16 protein-coding genes are annotated in these 17589 nt (G+C 61.3%); 7 read left to right on the top strand and 9 right to left on the bottom strand.

Annotation, left to right across the window (positions count from 1 at the left end; translation table 11 throughout):
* Positions 1 to 11 precede the first annotated feature (11 nt).
* Entirely contained in the window at positions 12 to 2078 is a 2067-nt protein-coding gene (locus ACP7E3_RS21650) for a carbon starvation CstA family protein (RefSeq protein ID WP_057005111.1), read from the bottom strand.
* A 175-nt stretch (positions 2079 to 2253) separates the two neighbouring features.
* Between ACP7E3_RS21650 and ACP7E3_RS21645 the strand changes: the two genes are divergently transcribed.
* On the top strand, positions 2254 to 2622 hold the full coding sequence (locus ACP7E3_RS21645) for a PilZ domain-containing protein (protein WP_126588655.1): 369 nt from the start codon (positions 2254 to 2256) through the stop codon (positions 2620 to 2622).
* Between the two features lie 54 nt (positions 2623 to 2676).
* Here ACP7E3_RS21645 and radA read toward each other — a convergent pair whose 3' ends face one another.
* The 3 genes from radA to katB form a co-directional block, all read right to left on the bottom strand.
* Entirely contained in the window at positions 2677 to 4044 is a 1368-nt protein-coding gene (gene radA / locus ACP7E3_RS21640; RefSeq protein WP_017848272.1) for a DNA repair protein RadA, read from the bottom strand.
* 35 nt (positions 4045 to 4079) lie between these two features.
* Positions 4080 to 4628, bottom strand: a complete 549-nt coding sequence (locus ACP7E3_RS21635; protein ID WP_046381982.1) for an ankyrin repeat domain-containing protein — start codon at positions 4626 to 4628, stop codon at positions 4080 to 4082.
* A gap of 140 nt (positions 4629 to 4768) precedes the next feature.
* On the bottom strand, positions 4769 to 6310 hold the full coding sequence (gene katB / locus ACP7E3_RS21630) for a catalase KatB (RefSeq protein WP_108525515.1): 1542 nt from the start codon (positions 6308 to 6310) through the stop codon (positions 4769 to 4771).
* Positions 6311 to 6597: 287 nt separating this feature from the next.
* Here katB and mscL point away from each other — a divergent pair, with 287 nt between their 5' ends.
* The gene (gene mscL, locus ACP7E3_RS21625; RefSeq protein WP_017848275.1) at positions 6598 to 7014 is read left to right on the top strand and encodes a large-conductance mechanosensitive channel protein MscL; all 417 of its coding nucleotides are present in this window, start codon (positions 6598 to 6600) and stop codon (positions 7012 to 7014) included.
* A gap of 45 nt (positions 7015 to 7059) precedes the next feature.
* Here mscL and ACP7E3_RS21620 read toward each other — a convergent pair whose 3' ends face one another.
* Positions 7060 to 7836, bottom strand: coding sequence for a ferredoxin--NADP reductase (locus tag ACP7E3_RS21620; RefSeq protein ID WP_046381980.1), 777 nt, complete (start codon positions 7834 to 7836; stop codon positions 7060 to 7062).
* 401 nt (positions 7837 to 8237) lie between these two features.
* On the opposite strand from ACP7E3_RS21620, the gene ACP7E3_RS21615 reads away from it, so the two are divergent.
* Positions 8238 to 8948 (top strand): helix-turn-helix transcriptional regulator, encoded by a 711-nt coding sequence (locus tag ACP7E3_RS21615; protein ID WP_046381979.1) that lies wholly within the window; start codon positions 8238 to 8240, stop codon positions 8946 to 8948.
* A gap of 169 nt (positions 8949 to 9117) precedes the next feature.
* Positions 9118 to 10242: a methyltransferase gene (locus ACP7E3_RS21610; protein ID WP_177029914.1), complete on the top strand. Its 1125-nt coding sequence runs from the start codon at positions 9118 to 9120 to the stop codon at positions 10240 to 10242.
* Between the two features lie 69 nt (positions 10243 to 10311).
* On the opposite strand, the gene ACP7E3_RS21605 is transcribed toward ACP7E3_RS21610, so the two are convergent.
* Genes ACP7E3_RS21605 through ACP7E3_RS21595 form a run of 3 tightly spaced genes read right to left on the bottom strand, consistent with a single transcriptional unit; the run spans position 10312 to position 12940 of the window.
* Positions 10312 to 10479, bottom strand: a complete 168-nt coding sequence (locus ACP7E3_RS21605) for a DUF2474 domain-containing protein (protein ID WP_017848279.1) — start codon at positions 10477 to 10479, stop codon at positions 10312 to 10314.
* Positions 10480 to 10491: 12 nt separating this feature from the next.
* A complete protein-coding gene (gene cydB, locus ACP7E3_RS21600; RefSeq protein WP_046381977.1) occupies positions 10492 to 11499 on the bottom strand; it encodes a cytochrome d ubiquinol oxidase subunit II in 1008 nt (335 codons plus the stop codon).
* Between the two features lies 1 nt (position 11500).
* Positions 11501 to 12940: a cytochrome ubiquinol oxidase subunit I gene (locus ACP7E3_RS21595; RefSeq protein WP_046381976.1), complete on the bottom strand. Its 1440-nt coding sequence runs from the start codon at positions 12938 to 12940 to the stop codon at positions 11501 to 11503.
* Between the two features lie 317 nt (positions 12941 to 13257).
* On the opposite strand from ACP7E3_RS21595, the gene ACP7E3_RS21590 reads away from it, so the two are divergent.
* Positions 13258 to 14496 (top strand): MFS transporter, encoded by a 1239-nt coding sequence (locus ACP7E3_RS21590; RefSeq protein WP_017848282.1) that lies wholly within the window; start codon positions 13258 to 13260, stop codon positions 14494 to 14496.
* Positions 14497 to 14544: 48 nt separating this feature from the next.
* Here the strand turns inward: ACP7E3_RS21590 and ACP7E3_RS21585 are convergent, their stop codons facing one another.
* The gene (locus ACP7E3_RS21585; protein ID WP_046381975.1) at positions 14545 to 14991 is read right to left on the bottom strand and encodes a DUF4879 domain-containing protein; all 447 of its coding nucleotides are present in this window, start codon (positions 14989 to 14991) and stop codon (positions 14545 to 14547) included.
* 222 nt (positions 14992 to 15213) lie between these two features.
* On the opposite strand from ACP7E3_RS21585, the gene ACP7E3_RS21580 reads away from it, so the two are divergent.
* Positions 15214 to 16509: an NCS2 family permease gene (locus tag ACP7E3_RS21580; protein WP_017848284.1), complete on the top strand. Its 1296-nt coding sequence runs from the start codon at positions 15214 to 15216 to the stop codon at positions 16507 to 16509.
* A complete protein-coding gene (gene trmA / locus ACP7E3_RS21575; protein WP_046381974.1) occupies positions 16506 to 17585 on the top strand; it encodes a tRNA (uridine(54)-C5)-methyltransferase TrmA in 1080 nt (359 codons plus the stop codon). The genes ACP7E3_RS21580 and trmA overlap by 4 nt, the downstream gene beginning before the upstream one ends.
* The last annotated feature ends 4 nt before the right edge of the window (positions 17586 to 17589 follow it).

Genomic DNA, 17589 nt, shown 5'->3' with positions numbered 1-17589 from the left:
GCAATCCTCGATCATGCGTCCGGTACGGCCTGGAACGGGGCTTCTTTATCCGTGCGCTCTTTGTTGCCCCAGGCGGCGACGCCGACTTTGAGCGCATAGAACAGGATACTGAAGACCACGAACAGGAACAGCGCCGTCAGCGTTGCGTTGGTGTAGGCGTTCCAGATCACATGCTGCATCTGGTCGATGCTCTTGGCCGGGGCGAGGATCTGGCCGTTGGCCAGCGCATCGCTGTACTTCTTCGCCAGCGACAGGAAGCCGATCGCCGGGTTGGCGTCGAACAGCTTGATGAAGCCCGCCGTGGTGGTGCAGATCAGCAGCCAGACGGCCGGCAGCATGGTCACCCAGATGTAGCGTTGGCGCTTCATTTTGATCAGCACGACGGTCGCCAGCATCAGCGCGATACCTGCCAGCATCTGGTTGGAGATACCGAACAGCGGCCACAAGGTGTTGATGCCGCCCAGCGGGTCGATCACGCCTTGATACAACAGGTAACCCCACATCGCCACACAACCGGCGGTCGCGATCAGGTTGGCCGTCCAGGACTCGGTGCGCTTGAGCGCCGGCACGAAGGAACCCAGCAGGTCCTGCAGCATGAAGCGCCCGGCACGGGTACCGGCGTCGACAGCCGTCAGGATGAACAGCGCTTCGAACAGGATCGCAAAGTGGTACCAGAACGCCATGGTGTTTTCACCCGGCAGCACACTGTGCAGGATCTGCGCGATACCCACCGCGAGCGTCGGCGCACCGCCGGCACGAGCCAGCACGGTAGTTTCGCCGATGTCATGGGCAACGGCCGACAGCGCCTCAGGCGTAATCGCAAAGCCCCAGCTGCTGACGGTTTGAGCGACGGTAACCACGTCCGAGCCGACGATCGCCGCCGGGCTGTTCATGGCGAAGTACACACCCGGCTCGATCACCGAAGCGGCAACCATCGCCATGATGGCCACGAACGACTCCATCAACATGCCGCCATACCCGATGTACCGAGCGTGGCCTTCACTGGCCAGCAACTTCGGCGTGGTGCCCGAAGCGATCAGCGCGTGGAAGCCCGAGACCGCACCGCAGGCAATGGTGATGAACAGGAACGGGAACAGACCGCCCTTCCACACCGGGCCGGTGCCATCGATGAACTGGGTCAGCGCCGGCATTTTCAGGTCGGGCATGGTCACCAGGATACCGATGGCCAAGGCGACGATAGTGCCGATTTTGAGGAAGGTCGACAGGTAGTCACGCGGGGCCAGGATCAGCCACACCGGCAGTACCGCCGCGACGAAACCGTAGCCGATCAACATCCAGGTGATCTGGATGCCAGTGAAACTGAAGACCTTGGCCCAGACCGGGTCGGCGGCAATCTGCCCGCCCAGCCAGATCGAACCGAGCAACAACAGCACGCCGACGATCGAAATTTCACCGATGCGGCCCGGGCGGATGTAGCGCATGTAGATGCCCATGAACATCGCGATCGGGATGGTCGCCATCACCGTGAAGATGCCCCACGGGCTTTCGGCCAGGGCCTTGACCACGATCAGCGCCAGCACCGCGAGGATGATGATCATGATCAGGAAGCAGCCGAACAGCGCGATGGTCCCGGGAATGCGACCCATCTCTTCGCGGACCATATCCCCCAGGGAACGGCCGTTACGACGGGTAGACAGGAACAGCACCATGAAGTCCTGCACCGCACCGGCCAGTACCACGCCGGCGATCAGCCACAGGGTTCCGGGCAGATAACCCATTTGCGCCGCCAGCACCGGGCCGACCAAGGGGCCTGCACCGGCAATCGCCGCAAAGTGGTGACCGAAAAGGATGTGTTTGTTGGTCGGTACGAAGTCCAGACCGTCGTTATTGACCACTGCGGGGGTGGCCCGTCGTGGATCGAGTTGCATCACGTTATTGGCGATGAACAGACTGTAGTAGCGATAGGCGACCAGATAGATCGCCACTGCTGCGACGACGATCCACAAGGCATTGATCGCCTCGCCGCGGCGCAAGGCCACTACGCCCAGAGCGCACGCACCTACTATGGCCAGTACCAGCCAGGGTAAGTGGCGTAGCAGGCTATTATTATTTTTCATTTTTTGTATTCCAGCCAGGGTGGACAGAAAGGACAACCAGCTCGAGTTTAGCGCTACTGGCCTTAAAGGCCAGCCCCCTACGTTGGTCTAGAGCCTTCCCATGGCAAAAAAAGCAGAAATAAAGCCTCAATAATGGCGTAGGGCTACAATCCCTTCATCCACAGAGGGTTTCACCATGACCGAGCATGCGTCTGATCGCCGTCGTTTTCGCCGGATCGCCTTTGATGCCAAGACTGAACTCCGGCAGAACGGTCGGAAATGGTCGGTGCAACTGGTGGACTTATCGCTGAAGGGCTTGTTGGTGCAGAAACCGACGCCCTGGCACAGCATCGGCACCGAGTCGTTCGATGTGGATATCCACCTGGATGCCAATACCGATGTGCAGATGCAGGTCAGGCTGACCCATGACCAGAGCGGTCACCTGGGGTTTGAATGCGAGCACATCAGTCTGGAATCGATCAGCCATTTGCGCCGCTTGATCGAGTTGAACCTGGGGGATCAGGCAGAACTGGAGCGGCAGTTGGGCGCGCTGCTGGAGCACTGACCACCGGTGGGAGGGGGCTTGCTCCCTCCCACATGTGTATTGCGGTGTTGCGGGCTACTCGAAAAGTGCATCCAACGCCTGCTCCAGCCGCGTCACTGCAATCACCTGCAACCCCGGCGGCGCTTCCTTCGGCGCGTTGCCCTTGGGCACGATCGCGCGCTTGAAGCCGTGTTTGGCCGCTTCCTTCAAACGCTCCTGACCGCTGGGCACCGGGCGCACCTCGCCCGACAGGCCGACTTCGCCGAACACCAGCAGGTCGTGGGGCAGCGGCCGGTTGCGCAGGCTGGACATCACCGCCGCCATCAACGCCAGGTCGGACGCGGTCTCCAGCACCTTGACCCCGCCCACCACGTTAAGGAACACGTCCTGGTCATGGGTCGGGATGCCGCCGTGCCGGTGGAGTACCGCGAGCAGCATCGCCAGGCGGTTCTGGTCCAGGCCCAGGGTCACTCGACGTGGGTTGGCCAAATGGCTGTCGTCCACCAGCGCCTGCACTTCCACCAGCATCGGGCGGGTGCCTTCCCACGTTGCCATCACCACACTACCGGGGACTTCTTCCTGGGCACGGGTCAGAAAAATCGCCGAGGGGTTGGAGACTTCTTTCAGCCCGCGGTCGGTCATGGCGAATACGCCCAGCTCGTTCACCGCACCGAAGCGGTTCTTCACGGCGCGCAGCAAACGCAAACGGCCGTCGGACTCGCCTTCGAAATACAGCACGGTGTCGACCATGTGCTCCAACACCCGTGGCCCGGCCAGCGCGCCTTCCTTGGTCACGTGACCGACCAGGAAAATCGCCGTGCCGCTCTGCTTGGCATAGCGCACCAGCAGCGCCGCGCTCTCACGCACCTGGGACACGCCGCCCGGGGCCGATTGCAGTTGCTCGGTGAAAATCGTCTGGATCGAGTCGATCACCATGACCTTGGGCTTTTCGATCCGCGCGGTGGCGATGATGCTTTCGATGCAGGTTTCGGTCATCACCCGCAGTTGGTCCTGGGGCAAGCCCAGGCGGCGTGCGCGCATGGCCACTTGTTGCTGGGATTCTTCGCCGGTGACGTACAACGCCGGCATGCGGCTGGCGATGCTGCACAGGGTTTGCAACAGGATGGTCGACTTGCCGATACCGGGGTCGCCGCCGATCAGCACCACCGAACCGTCCACCAGGCCACCGCCCAGCACGCGGTCGAGCTCACCGGACGCGGTGGAGAAACGCGGGACTTCCTCGACGCTGACTTCGGCCAGGGTCTTGATCTGCGCCTGTTGCCCGGTCCAGCCGGCACGGCCGCTGGGGGCCGCGGCGCCGCCGCTTTCGATCATGGTTTCGGTGAGGGTGTTCCACGCCCCGCACTCGGTACACTGGCCGGCCCACTTGGGAAAGGTCGCGCCGCACTCGGTGCAGCCGTACATGCGCTTGGCCTTTGCCATTTGAGAACCTCCAACCGAAAAACCGCGATGATAGCTCAGCGCGGCGCCGGGGTCCGGATTTCACCGCTGGCCAATCGTGAAGCACTGTTGCCGATCGGGTCTTCGGCATTCAGGTCGGCGCCTTTGGCCTTCAATTCGTCGAGCAGTTCGAGACGCTTGAACAGCCCGGCGTACATGGCGGCGGTCTGCCCGGCGCCGTTGCGCTGGTCGGGGTTGCAGTCGGTGGCCAGCAGGCGCTGGGCAATCTTCAGCTCGCCCTTGAAAATCGCGCCCATCAACGCGGTGTTGCCGCGCTTGTCCTGCACACAGGCATCGGCGCCGGCGGCGAGCAGACGTTCAACGTAGGCGCTTTCGCCGTGGTAGGCGGCGAGGATCAGTGCGGTGTAGCCCTTGTCGTCCTGGGTATTGAGGGGGAAGCCGGCGTCGATGAAGGTATCGAGCATGGGCAGGTCGCCGCGACGTGCGGCATCGAAATAGTAGCCTTGCAATTGCGCCTTGAGCGCCGCTGCGTCATTGGGCGCAGGCTGCCCGGCAACCCCGCTCAGCGACCAGCAGGCCAGCAGCGCGCCGATGAAGGTACGCATTGATTCAACTCCTCTACAAAACCCTTGTAGGAGCGAGCTTGCTCGCGAAGATCTGCCAGGCAACGCGTACATCCAGGATGCACGCGTCATCGTTGACGTTTTTCGCGAGCAAGCTCGCTCCTACAGGGGGGGGGGTGGGGTTAGTCGGTGAGTTTTTGTGCCAGCGCTTTCACGCGGGCCAGGTCACCTTTGGCGACCTTGGTCACGCCGGCGCCGTATTCCGGGTCGGCTTTATAGAGGAAGGACAGGATGATGTGCTTGCTCTCGTCGTCGGTGGTGGCCAGGGAGCCGCCGAAGTTGTCGATCAAGTCCTGACGTTCTTTCTTGCTGTAAGAGCGATACAGATCACCGGCCTGCTTGAAGTTCTGCTCACGCTGGATCTTCGCCTGCTGGGTACTGCCCGCCAGCGGCGACTGGCTGTAGCGTGCGTTTTGCGGCTCTTCCCGTGGCAGCAGGCGGCTTGGCTGGTAGTTCACGCCGGTGCTGGTCTTGCCGGAATTCATCGCGCCGTCCTGGTTGCCGTTGTTGACGGTGACCCGTGGCGCGTTGATCGGCAGTTGCAGGGCGTTGGCGCCCAGGCGGTACATCTGCGTGTCGGCATAGGAGAACACCCGGCCTTGCAGCAGGCGGTCTTCCGACGGCTCGATGCCTGGCACCAGATTGGCCGGGGCCATGGCCACTTGCTCGGTTTCCTGGAAGACATTGGCCGGGTTGCGGTTCAACACCATCTGCCCGACTTTGCGCTCGGGTATGCCGGGCCAGATCTTGGTGGCGTCCAGCGGGTCGAAATCGAACTTGGCCAGTTCCTCAGGTTTGAGCACCTGCACGTACAAGTCCCACTTGGGGAAGTCGCCCTTGTTGATATGGGTGACCAAGTCATTCGTCATATGGCTGTAGTCACGGCCCTGTACGTCGGTGACTTGCTTGGGATCAAGATTCTTGATGCCTTGCAGGCTCTTCCAGTGGAACTTGACGTAATGCACTTCGCCCTTGGCGTTGATCAACTTGTAGGCATGTACGCCGTTGCCGTCCATTTCGCGGTAACTGGCCGGCGTGCCGGAGTCGGAGTACAGCTCGGTCAGGGTGCGGGTGGCTTCGGGAACATGGGAGAAGAAGTCGAAACGACGCGAGTCATCATCCAGGTTAGTGCGCGGGTCGGGTTTGAAGGCGTGGACCATGTCCGGGAACTTGATGGCGTCTCGGATAAAGAACGTCGGGAAGTTGTTGCCGACCAAGTCCCAGTTGCCGTCGGCGGTGTAGAACTTGGTGGCGAAGCCGCGAGGGTCGCGCAGGGTTTCCGGGGAGTGATTGCCGTGTACCACCGCCGAGAACCGCACGAATACCGGGGTTGCCTCACCGGCGGCGAAAACTTTGGCCTTGGTCAGGTCGCTGAGGTTATCGGTGACGGTAAACGTGCCGTGAGCGCCGGTGCCACGGGCATGTACCACGCGCTCGGGGATGCGTTCGCGGTCGAAGCGTTGCAGCTTCTGAATCAGTTGCACATCTTGCAGCAGCACCGGGCCGTTGGCGCCCGCGGTTTGCGAGTTCTGGTTGTCGCCGACGGCGGCACCATTGTCACGGGTCAGGTTGGCGGCCTGCACAGACAGCGAAAGCAGGCTGACGGTTGCCAGCACCAGCGCATGTCGCGCCAGAACGGGCGCGCGGCTCATTGGGTTGTTCATCGGGGTTTCCTCTGGTTTTTTTAATGCACATTCAGTTGTGCTTGCCAGAGGCTAGTGACCCGCGAGTCAGAAGATAAATAGAAAAACCCCAACGGGTCGATTGAAAAAATAATCTGGTAACTCACTGAAATCGCGGGTATTTCGCGCGCGATTGATGGCACTTTGCAAACTATTTGCGATTTAATGTGTCGATAAAAACCGACAGTGTTAACAGTTGTGTCAGGCAAGCCCGCTACGACTGACTTACACTGACTTCCACCCTTCTCATCTGTAACAAGGAATAACCTATGGGCGTGATCAGTGAGTTCAAGGCCTTCGCGGTCAAAGGTAATGTGGTCGACATGGCCGTCGGGATTATCATCGGCGCCGCCTTCGGCAAAATTGTTTCCTCGTTTGTAGGCGACGTGGTGATGCCACCGATCGGTCTGTTGATCGGCGGTGTGGACTTCGCTGATCTGGCGGTGACGCTCAAGGCTGCGCAGGGCGATGTCCCGGCGGTCGTGCTGGCCTACGGCAAGTTCATCCAGAGCGTGATCGACTTCCTGATCGTCGCGTTTGCGATCTTCATGGGTGTGAAGGCCATCAACCGCCTGAAACGCGAAGAAGCCGTGGCCCCCAGCCTGCCGCCGACGCCGAGCAAGGAAGAAGTGTTGCTGGGTGAGATCCGCGATCTGCTCAAGGCACAGAACGACAAACCGCAATAAGCCGTATCGGTTTGAACGAAGGCGCCTCCAGGGGCGCCTTTTTTGTTACCAGTAGTTCTCCACCGCCACCTGGCCGGGGCGCCGGGACAGGCTCAATTGCATATCGCGTTGTTTGAGCAACTGACGGGTGTCGTCGATCATCTGCGGGTTGCCGCAAATCATCACGCGCGAATGCTCTGGGGTCAGCGCGACGCCGGCTGCGCGCTCCAGCTCGCCATTCGCGATCAGGGTGGTAATGCGCCCGTGCAGGGCGCCGGGGTGCTGCTCGCGGGTGACCAGCGGCAGATAGGTCAGCTTGTGGGCGTACTCGGCCAGGTACTCACGCTGCGCCAGCCCCTGGATCAGCGACTGATAGGCCAGCTCCCTGGCTTCCCGGGCGCTGTACACGAGGATGATGCGCTCGAATTTTTCCCAGACCTCGAAGTCCTGCAGGATCGACAGGAACGGCGCCACTCCGGTGCCGGTGCCCAGCAACCATAAGTCACGACCGTCGACAAACCGGTTCAGGGTCAGGAAGCCTGTGGCCTGACGCTCGACCATCAACGTATCGCCGACGCGCAGACGGCTCAGCTCGCTGGTGAACTCGCCACCGGGCACCACGATCGAGAAAAAATCCAGGTACTCATCAAACGGCGACGACACCACGGAGTACGCGCGCCATACCGTGCTGCCATCGGCCTTGGTCACCCCCAGGCGCACGAACTGGCCGGCGGTGAACCGAAAGCCCGGGTCACGGGTGGTGCGCAGGGTGAAGAGGCTGGGGGTCAGCGATTGCACGTCGAGCAGGGTCTGGCGGGTAAATTTCTCAGCACTGGCCGTCATGGGGAGCTCCGTTCTACAGGTGCCCTAGTGTCCCCCAAAGTCACGTGCGGAAACACCCGCAGTCGGTAGTGGCATTGTGAATAGAGCAAAAAAAACCACAAGTTGATGGCTATTTAATTGCACTACTAAACATTTGGCTATTAGTCCAAGACACATCACAACATCGCCCCATAGTGCGATTGTCAGTGACGCATTACAGACGCTAAAACCCACTAAAAAAGGGCAAACCTTCGCAAAAAGTTGCGGACGGAAGTTGCACACCTGCTTAAAGAGTCTTAGAACACGACGAACAAGAACGAAAATTTCCGCTGCAAGTGTAGTCCGTGTCCTACACTAATTTGCGTGCAACATTGGGGGCCAGGACGTACCCAAGTCACAAAGAACTCCATGGAGAGCTTCCGATGGTCAACTGGCGCAATACACGACTCCCTAAACTGGAAGGCGAGGACAAGATCACCAGTGTATTTGAAATGGTCATCAACAAAACCTACGAGCTTGGCTTCCAATTCTGTTCCTTCACGATGAGTTCACAACGACCCACACACCCATGCAAACCGATTTGCCTCAACAACTACCCAAATGAATGGAACTCCCTGTACGACCAGGCCCACTTTTTCGACGTAGACCCGGTTGTCACCCACTGCAAACGTTGCGTACTACCGATTGTCTGGGAGGAAAAAGTGTTCGGCGCCGCGCCGAATTTGTGGGAACTGGCCCGGTCCTCTGGCGTGCATCTTGGATGGACCCAGGCGGTCCACGATTTCCAGGGCGTGTTCAGCATGCTGACTCTGGGACGCAGCAAGGGCGAGGTCAGCCCGGAAGAGCTGTACGAAAAGGCCGGCCAGGTATTGTGGCTCTGTCATGCGATGCATGCGGTGGTCGCACAGAAATATGCCGACAAGCCCAACGCGCCTTCGGCCTGCAAATTGACACCACGGGAGACAGAAATCCTCAAATGGTCAGCCCTGGGCAAAACGGCTGCCGATATCGCCGCCATACTGTGCCTGTCGGAACGCACCATTGGTTTTCATCTCAAAAGCATCTTCACTAAAATGGGCGTCAATAACAAAATCGCTGCGGTGCTCTGTGCCTCGAAAGCAGGCTTGTTTTAACCCGCTTTGAAACACCGCATGTAATCACTCCAAAAAAAAAGTAACATTTACGGCCAACTCTGAGTGTTGACGCAGCCCCTCGGTGCCGCCTCGCAGTTCACTCAGACGGTTCCGCCGGCCGCCACAGCGCCTGCCGAACACCCATCGATTACCCAGAGCCTCCCCCGCCATGCCCCTGCTCGAAAGCCCGTTCGCCCAGCTCGATCTGATCCGCCAACCCGAGCAGCACAATGATCCGCTGCAGGCCTTCGACGCCGCCGACGAGTATCTGCTCAGCTACCTGGCCGAACAGCAACCGAACGCCGCAACTCGCGTGCTGGTGCTTAACGATAGCTTTGGCGCATTGGCCGCCAGCCTTGAGGGCCATGTGCAGGTGACATCCAGCGGCGACTCGTTTCTCGCCGCCCAAGGCCTGGAAAAAAACCTGCTGCGCAACGGCAAGGCGTTCGATGCGGTGTCGTTCATCCCCGCCAGCCAAGTGCCTGTCGGGCCATTCGACCGGGTGCTGATCCGCGTGCCGAAAACCCTGGCGCTGCTCGAAGAACAGTTGATCCGCCTGCAGGGCCAACTGGCGCCGGACGCTGAAGTTATCGCCGCAGCGATGGTCAAGCATCTGCCACGGGCCGCCGGTGAATTGCTGGAGCAGTACATCGGGCCGATGCACGCGTCCCTCGCGATCAAAAAGGCGCGTCTGTTGATCGCCACCGTTGGGGAGCGCCCGGCCGCCGTCTCGCCCTACCCCACCCGTTACGCCTTGGACACTCCAGCCATCGCCCTGCTCAACCACGCCAACGTGTTCTGCCGCGAAAGCCTGGACATCGGCACCCGCGCCTTCCTGCCACACTTGCCCACGGGCCTTGGCAGTGCGCGAGTCGCCGACCTGGGTTGCGGCAATGGCGTACTGGCGATTGCCAGCGCCCTGCTGAACCCGGACGCGCATTACACCTTGGTGGACGAGTCCTACATGGCCGTGCAATCGGCCGCCGAGAACTGGCAAGCGGCCCTGGGTGATCGCGAGGTCATCGTCCGCGCCGACGATGGCCTGGCCGGGCAGGCACCGCAATCGTTGGATGTGGTGCTGTGCAATCCACCGTTCCACCAGCAGCAGGTGGTCGGCGACTTCCTCGCCTGGCGCATGTTCCAGCAGGCGCGCGAAGCGTTGGTGGTCGGCGGCGCCCTTTATATAGTCGGCAACCGTCACCTGGGTTATCACAGCAAGTTGGCGCGGCTGTTCCGGGGCGTCGAGCAAGTGGCCGCCACGCCCAAATTCGTCATTCTCAAAGCGCGCAAATAAAAAAAGACCCCGCCCCTCCAAAGAGGGGCAGGGTCAAAAAACCGTGCCGCAAGGCAACGGGATGGGATGTCAGTGCGTGGTCAGGCCGGCCGCGCTCATGAACAGGCGCATCAGGCTGGCCACGATGAACAGGGCCAGCACGCTGCCGCTCCAGATCATCGCCAACCAACCAAGGCGCCGCCACAGCGGTTGCTTCTCAGCCTGTTCAATCTCGTGCAACGAAGGTTTGCCGGACATGAAACGACCCTCCTAGTGATAACCGTCTTCATGGGTGACCTTGCCGCGGAACACGTAGTAGCTCCAGAAGGTGTAGCCCAGGATGAACGGGATGATGAACAACGTGCCCACCAGCATGAAGCCCTGGCTTTGCGGCGGCGCGGCAGCGTCCCAGATCGATACCGACGGCGGGATGATATTCGGCCACAGGCTGATCCCCAGGCCGCTGTAGCCGAGGAAGATCAGCACCAGCGTCAGCAGGAACGGCGTGTAGTGCGCGTTGCGCGCCACGGCGCGGATCAGCCCGTACATGGTCACCAGCACCAGGATCGGCACCGGCAGGAACCAGAACAGGTTCGGCAGGGTGAACCAGCGCGAGGCGATTTCCGGGTGCGACAGCGGCGTCCAGATACTCACGATGCCGATCACCGCCAACACCACGAAGGCCAATGGCCGCGCCAGGTCGTGCATCTGCTCCTGCAACTTGCCTTCGGTCTTCATGATCAGCCAGGTGCAACCGAGCAACGCGTAGGCCACGATCAGCGCCACGCCGCAGAACATCGTGAACGGCGTCGCCCAATCCAGTGAGCCACCGGCAAACTGGCGATCGACCACCGGGATGCCGTCGATGAACGCACCCAACGCGACGCCCTGGAAGAACGTGGCCGCCAGCGACCCGCCGATGAACGCCTTGTCCCACAGGTGACGCTTGTGGTCCTTGGCCTTGAAGCGGAATTCAAAGGCCACGCCACGAAAGATCAGCCCGATCAGCATCAGCATCAGCGGCAGGTACAACGCCGACAGCACCACCGAATAGGCCAGCGGGAACGCGCCGAACAATGCCGCGCCGCCCAGTACCAGCCAGGTTTCGTTACCGTCCCAGACCGGGGCGACGGTGTTCATCATCACGTCACGGTCGGTCTTGCCGGGGATGAACGGAAAGAGGATGCCGATGCCCAGGTCGAAACCGTCCATGACCACGTACATCATGATGCCGAAGATGATGATCACGGCCCAGATCAGCGGAAGATCAATACCCATCTCAATGCCCCTTATGCTGGAGGTCGACGTGATCGTCATCGCTGCCGTCATCGGCCGCCGACAACGGCCGCGCCGGTGTGCGTTTCTGGCCTGGGCCACCGTGGGTTGGCTCGATGCCGTCGTGGGCCACCGGGCCTTTGCGCACCAGGCGCATCATGTAGCCCAAACCGGCGCCGAACAGCGCGAAGTACACCACCACGAACAGCACCAGGGTGATGCTCATCTGCGCCAGGCTATGCCCGGAGGACGCATCCGCAGTCCGCATCAGCCCGTAGACCACCCACGGCTGGCGGCCGATCTCGGTGGTGAACCAACCGGCGAGAAGCGCGATCAAGCCGGATGGGCCCATCCACAACGCCAGGTACAGGAACGGCCGGGACGTATACATCTTGCCGCCCCGACGCAGCCAAAGGCTGAACAGGCCGGTGAAGATCATCAGGAAACCCAGGCCGACCATGACCCGGAACGACCAGAACACGATGGTCGAGTTGGGGCGGTCCTCAGGCGGGAACTCCTTGAGCGCCGGTACCTGTTTGTCCAGGGAGTGGGTCAGGATCAGGCTGCCGAGGTAGGGAATTTCCACCGCGTACTTGGTTTTTTCCGCCTTCATGTCGGGCCAGCCGAACAGGATCAGTGGCGTCGGCTCGTTGCCGATGTTTTCCCAGTGGCCTTCGATCGCGGCGATTTTCGCCGGCTGGTGCTGCAGGGTGTTGAGGCCGTGGAAGTCACCGATCACTGCCTGGATCGGCGCGACGATCAGCGCCATCCACATGGCCATCGACAGCATCTTGCGGATCGCCGGGTTGTCCTTGCCACGCAGCAAATGCCAGGCCGCCGAAGAACCGACGAAGAACGCCGTCGCCACAAACGCCGCCGTGGCCATGTGCATCAGGCGGTAGGGGAACGAGGGGTTGAAGATCACGGCCAGCCAGTCCGTGGGGATCACGCGGCCGTCGATGATTTCAAAGCCCTGGGGAGTCTGCATCCAACTGTTGGAGGCGAGAATCCAGAAGGTCGAAATCAGCGTGCCGACGGCCACCATCACGGTCGCGAAAAAGTGCAGCTTGCGCCCCACCTTGTTCCAGCCGAACAGCATCACGCCGAGGAAACCGGCCTCGAGGAAGAAGGCCGTGAGCACTTCATACGTCAGCAGCGGCCCGGTGACGGAGCCGGCGAAGTCCGAGAAGCGGCTCCAGTTGGTGCCGAACTGGTACGCCATGACCAAGCCGGAGACCACACCCATGCCGAAGTTGACGGCAAAGACCTTCGACCAGAAATGGTAGAGGTCACGGTAGGTATCGTTATGGGTCTTGAGCCACAAGCCTTCCAGCACCGCAAGGTAACTCGCCAGGCCAATGGTGATCGCCGGGAACAGGATGTGGAACGAGATAGTAAACGCGAACTGAATTCGGGCGAGATCTAGCGCCTCCAAACCGAACATAAGTCTTCCTCTGTCAGGTAATACCGAATGCTGGCTGGAGGCCGCATCCACTGCCCCCACGGATATGGAGTGTGGCGAATTTCAATTCGTTTCTTTTTTTACCAACCACGTAGGGAGTCAGGCCTTGCGGCCGCCAGAACAAATCCTGAAATAGCTTTGATCTGGATCAATCACAGTCAAAAGAGTAGTCCCATTTTGGTAATTGGCCTGTGTGGTCTTTTGCCGCGTGACAGCTTGCCTCAGCGCAGTTTCTGCAACTGTTTGTTACAGCTTGATGCTAATCTCGGGTTTCCCTACCGCGCTGGCCCGAACTCCCGATGCCCAATGAACCCGCGTTGCTGTTGCGTCACCACCGCCCTTTCATCGCGTTCTGGCTGGCGCGGATCTTCACCGCCAGCGGCTTCCAAATGCTCACCGTGGCCATCGGCTGGAACCTCTATCAACTGACCGGCAACGTGCTGGACCTGGGCCTGGTCGGCCTGGTGGAATTCGTTCCCCGCGTGCTGTTCATGCTGCACACCGGGCATGTGGCCGACCGCTATGATCGGCGCAAGGTGGCGGCTATCTGTCAGACCGTGCAGGCGCTGATTGCCGTGTCCCTGGCCATTGGCGGCCTGACCGGCAATGTGACCCGCGAGATGATCTTTATCCTCGCCTTCCTGCTCGGCGCCGCGCGCTCCTTTGAAATGCCCACCACCCAAGCGCTGCTCCCGAGCATCGTGCCCAGCACGCTGTTCCCGCGCGCCGTGGCCTCGTCGCAATCGGCCCAGCAACTGGCAACCATCGTCGCCCCGGCCCTCGGCGGTTTGCTCTATGCGTTCGGCAGCGTGTGGGTGTATGGCCCGACCGTGGTGCTGTACCTCATTGCCTGCACGCTGACCCTCAACCTGCCCGCGCGCCAGACGCCGCTGAACAAGGCCAAGGCCACGATGGACTCGCTGCTGGCCGGGATTCGCTTTATCCGCAGCCGCCCGGACATCCTCGGGGCGATTTCCCTCGACCTGTTCGCCGTGCTGCTCGGCGGTGCCACCGCGTTGCTGCCGGTGTTCGCCAAGGACATCCTGCTGACCGGCGCCTGGGGCCTGGGCCTGCTGCGTTCGGCGCCGGCGGTGGGCGCGCTGTTGATGTCGTTGTGGCTGGCGCGCTTCTCGGTCGACCGACACGTGGGCCGTGTGATGTTTACCGCCGTCGGGGTGTTCGGGGTGGCGACCATCGCTTTCGGCCTGTCCACCTCGTTCTGGTTTTCCCTGGCGGTGCTGGTGGTGTTGGGCGCGGCCGACATGATCAGCATGGTGATCCGCGCATCCTTCGTGCAATTGGAAACCCCAGACGACATGCGCGGGCGGGTCAGTGCGGTCAACGGCCTGTTTATCGGCGCGTCGAATCAACTGGGCGAGTTCGAATCCGGGATCACCGCCCACTGGTTCGGCACCGTGCCCGCCGTGGTCATGGGCGGGATCGGCACGTTGGTGGTGACCGGGACGTGGATCAAACTGTTCCCGACCCTGGCTCACCGCGACCGCATGCATGTGCCGCTGGACGAAGCCAAGGGCTGAACCTCACCACCAGCCGGTGCGGATATCCGTGACGTTCAGGGCCATTGATCAGCGGATATTGAGCTGGGTATTCAAGGTATTTCGCGGCGCGTTGATCGACGTGTTGCTGTATTCGAACCAGCCTTGGGCTTCGACGTTCAGGTCGAACACATAGATGTAGCCCATCAACGTGCCCGCGCCATTGCAGGCCTGGCTGACGTTGCCGACCTGGCACACCGCGGTGCGTTGCCCGTTGAGTACTGCGCCATTGAAGCGACCCATCGGGTTGTTGCCCAGGCCAACCTCCATCACCGACACCTGGGTGGGCCCACGGTGCGTACACATCTGTGTGCTCTGGGAGCGCTCCGGAATCGTTTCCACACACCCGGCCGACTCGACCTTGAACACCCGCACCTCGCTCAAGGCCGGTGCAGTCGCGCCCCACGCCGGTGCCGCGCCTAACCACGCGCTGATACAAGCGATCAGAGCTAGACTCCACGGGTTGGCTTTTTTCATGCTGTCGATGACCCTGAATTAAACATCGGCGCAGTATGCCTCAAGGCCATGATTCACAGCCATGCGCCACAAAGCCAAGCCCGTGCGCCACACGGCCTCGGCTGCTGGTATGATGCGCCGCTTTTTCCGATCCTCTCTGAAACCACAGGCGCTTGGCGCAATTTGTGCTTTGACTTAGAGGTCAACAAATAACGACGCAACATAGCGTCACAGGGAGCAGGCATGCTGGAAAAGCTGTTTCAACTCAAAGCACACAACACGAACGTGCGAACCGAGATCCTCGCGGGCATCACGACATTCCTGGCCATGGCCTACATTTTGTTCGTGAACCCGAGCATCCTCGGCGAAACCGGCATGGACAAGGGCGCAGTGTTCGTCGCCACCTGCCTGGCAGCGGCCATCGGTTCGACCGTGATGGGCTTGATCGCCAACTACCCGATCGCGCTGGCGCCGGGCATGGGCCTCAATGCCTTCTTTACCTACACCGTGGTCCTGCACATGGGCCATACCTGGCAAGTGGCGCTGGGGGCGGTGTTCATTTCGGCGGTGCTGTTCTTCATGCTGTCGATCTTCCGCATCCGTGAATGGATCATCAACAGCATCCCCCTGCCCCTGCGCTCGGCGATTGCTGCCGGTATCGGCCTGTTCCTGGCGCTGATCGCCCTGCACAACGCCGGGATCGTGGTGAGCAACTCGGCCACCATGGTCGGCCTGGGCGACCTGAAACAACCGGCGCCGATCCTCGCCGCCCTCGGTTTCGCGCTGATCGTCGCGCTGGAAGCCCTGGCGGTACGCGGCGCGGTACTGATCGGCATCCTGGCGGTGACCATTGTCTCCATTCTGCTCGGCGTGACCCCGTTCGGCGGCGTGACCTCGATGCCACCGTCCCTGGCCCCGACCTTCCTGCAGCTGGATATCAAGGGCGCGCTGGACATCGGCCTGGTCAGCGTGATCTTCGCGTTCCTGTTCGTCGACCTGTTCGACAACTCCGGCACCCTGATCGGCGTGGCCAAGCGCGCCGGGTTGATGGACAAGGATGGCCACATGCCGAAAATGGGCCGTGCGCTGATCGCCGACAGCACCGCCGCCATGGCCGGTTCGCTGCTGGGCACCTCGACCACCACCAGCTACATCGAATCCGCCGCGGGCGTGAGTGCCGGTGGCCGCACCGGTTTGACCGCGGTCGTGGTCGCGATCCTGTTCCTGCTGGCACTGTTCTTCTCGCCACTGGCCTCCAGCGTACCGGCCTTCGCCACTGCACCGGCGTTGCTGTTCGTGGCCGTGCTGATGACCTCGGGCCTGGCGGAAATCGACTGGGATGACATCACTGTTGCAGCGCCGGTGGTGATCACCGCCCTGGCGATGCCCTTCACTTACTCCATCGCCAACGGCATCGCCTTCGGTTTCATCGCCTGGACCGCCATCAAGCTGCTTTCGGGCCGCTACCGTGAGCTGAACCCGGCGCTGGTGATTCTGTCGATTCTGTTTGTGATCAAGCTGGGCTGGTTCAACGCATGACTTTTGACGCCGCAAGCTACACCGTTCAACTGCAAGACAAGGTCACGCGCTTGCGTGACCTGCTGGCACCGTTCGACGCACCACAGCCTCAGGTCTTCGACTCGCCCCTGCAGAACTTCCGCCTGCGCGCGGAATTCCGCCTGTGGCGCGAAGCGGGGGAACGCCACTACGCAATGTTCTCCCAGGACGACAAGCGCACGCCGATTCTGATCGACGAGTTCCCCATCGCCAGCCAGCGCATCAACCAGTTGATGCCGCAGCTCAAGGCCGCCTGGCAAGCCAGCGCCGCCCTGAGCCACAAGCTGTTCCAGGTGGAGTTCCTGACCACCCTGGCCGGCGACGCGATGATCACCCTGTGCTATCACCGCCCGCTGGACGAGCACTGGCACACCGCCGCGAACCAGCTGGCCGCCGACTTGAACGTGAGCATCATCGGCCGCTCCAAGGGCAAACGCGATGTGATCGGCCATGACTACGTGGTGGAAAAACTCGACGTCGGTGGCCGCACCTTCAGCTATCGCCAACCCGAAGGCGCCTTCACCCAGCCCAACGGCACGGTGAACCAGAAGATGCTCAACTGGGCATACGACGCACTCGGCGATCGCCCGGACGATCTGCTGGAGCTGTACTGCGGCAACGGCAACTTCACCCTGCCGCTGGCCACCCGCGTGCGCAACGTGCTCGCCACCGAAATCAGCAAGACCTCGGTGAACGCAGCCCTGAGCAACCTCGATGAAAACGCAGTGGATAACGTCACCCTGGTGCGCCTCTCCGCCGAAGAACTCACCGAAGCGCTGAACGACGTGCGCCCGTTCCGACGCCTGCACGGCATCGACCTGAAAAGCTACGAATTCGGCAGCGTCTTCGTCGACCCGCCGCGCGCCGGCATGGACCCGGACACCTGCGAACTGACCCGGCGCTTCGACAACATCCTCTACATCTCCTGCAACCCGGAAACCCTGGCGGCGAACATTGCGCAACTGCATGACACGCACCGGATTACCCAATGCGCGATGTTCGACCAGTTCCCATGGACGCACCATATGGAGTCCGGGGTGCTGTTGACCCGTCGATAACCTC

Source organism: Pseudomonas sp. PSPC2-3, from assembly GCF_049898265.1.
In the GTDB taxonomy this organism is placed as follows: Bacteria; Pseudomonadota; Gammaproteobacteria; order Pseudomonadales; family Pseudomonadaceae; genus Aquipseudomonas; species Aquipseudomonas veronii.
This window is presented reverse-complemented; position numbering and strand designations above follow the sequence as displayed.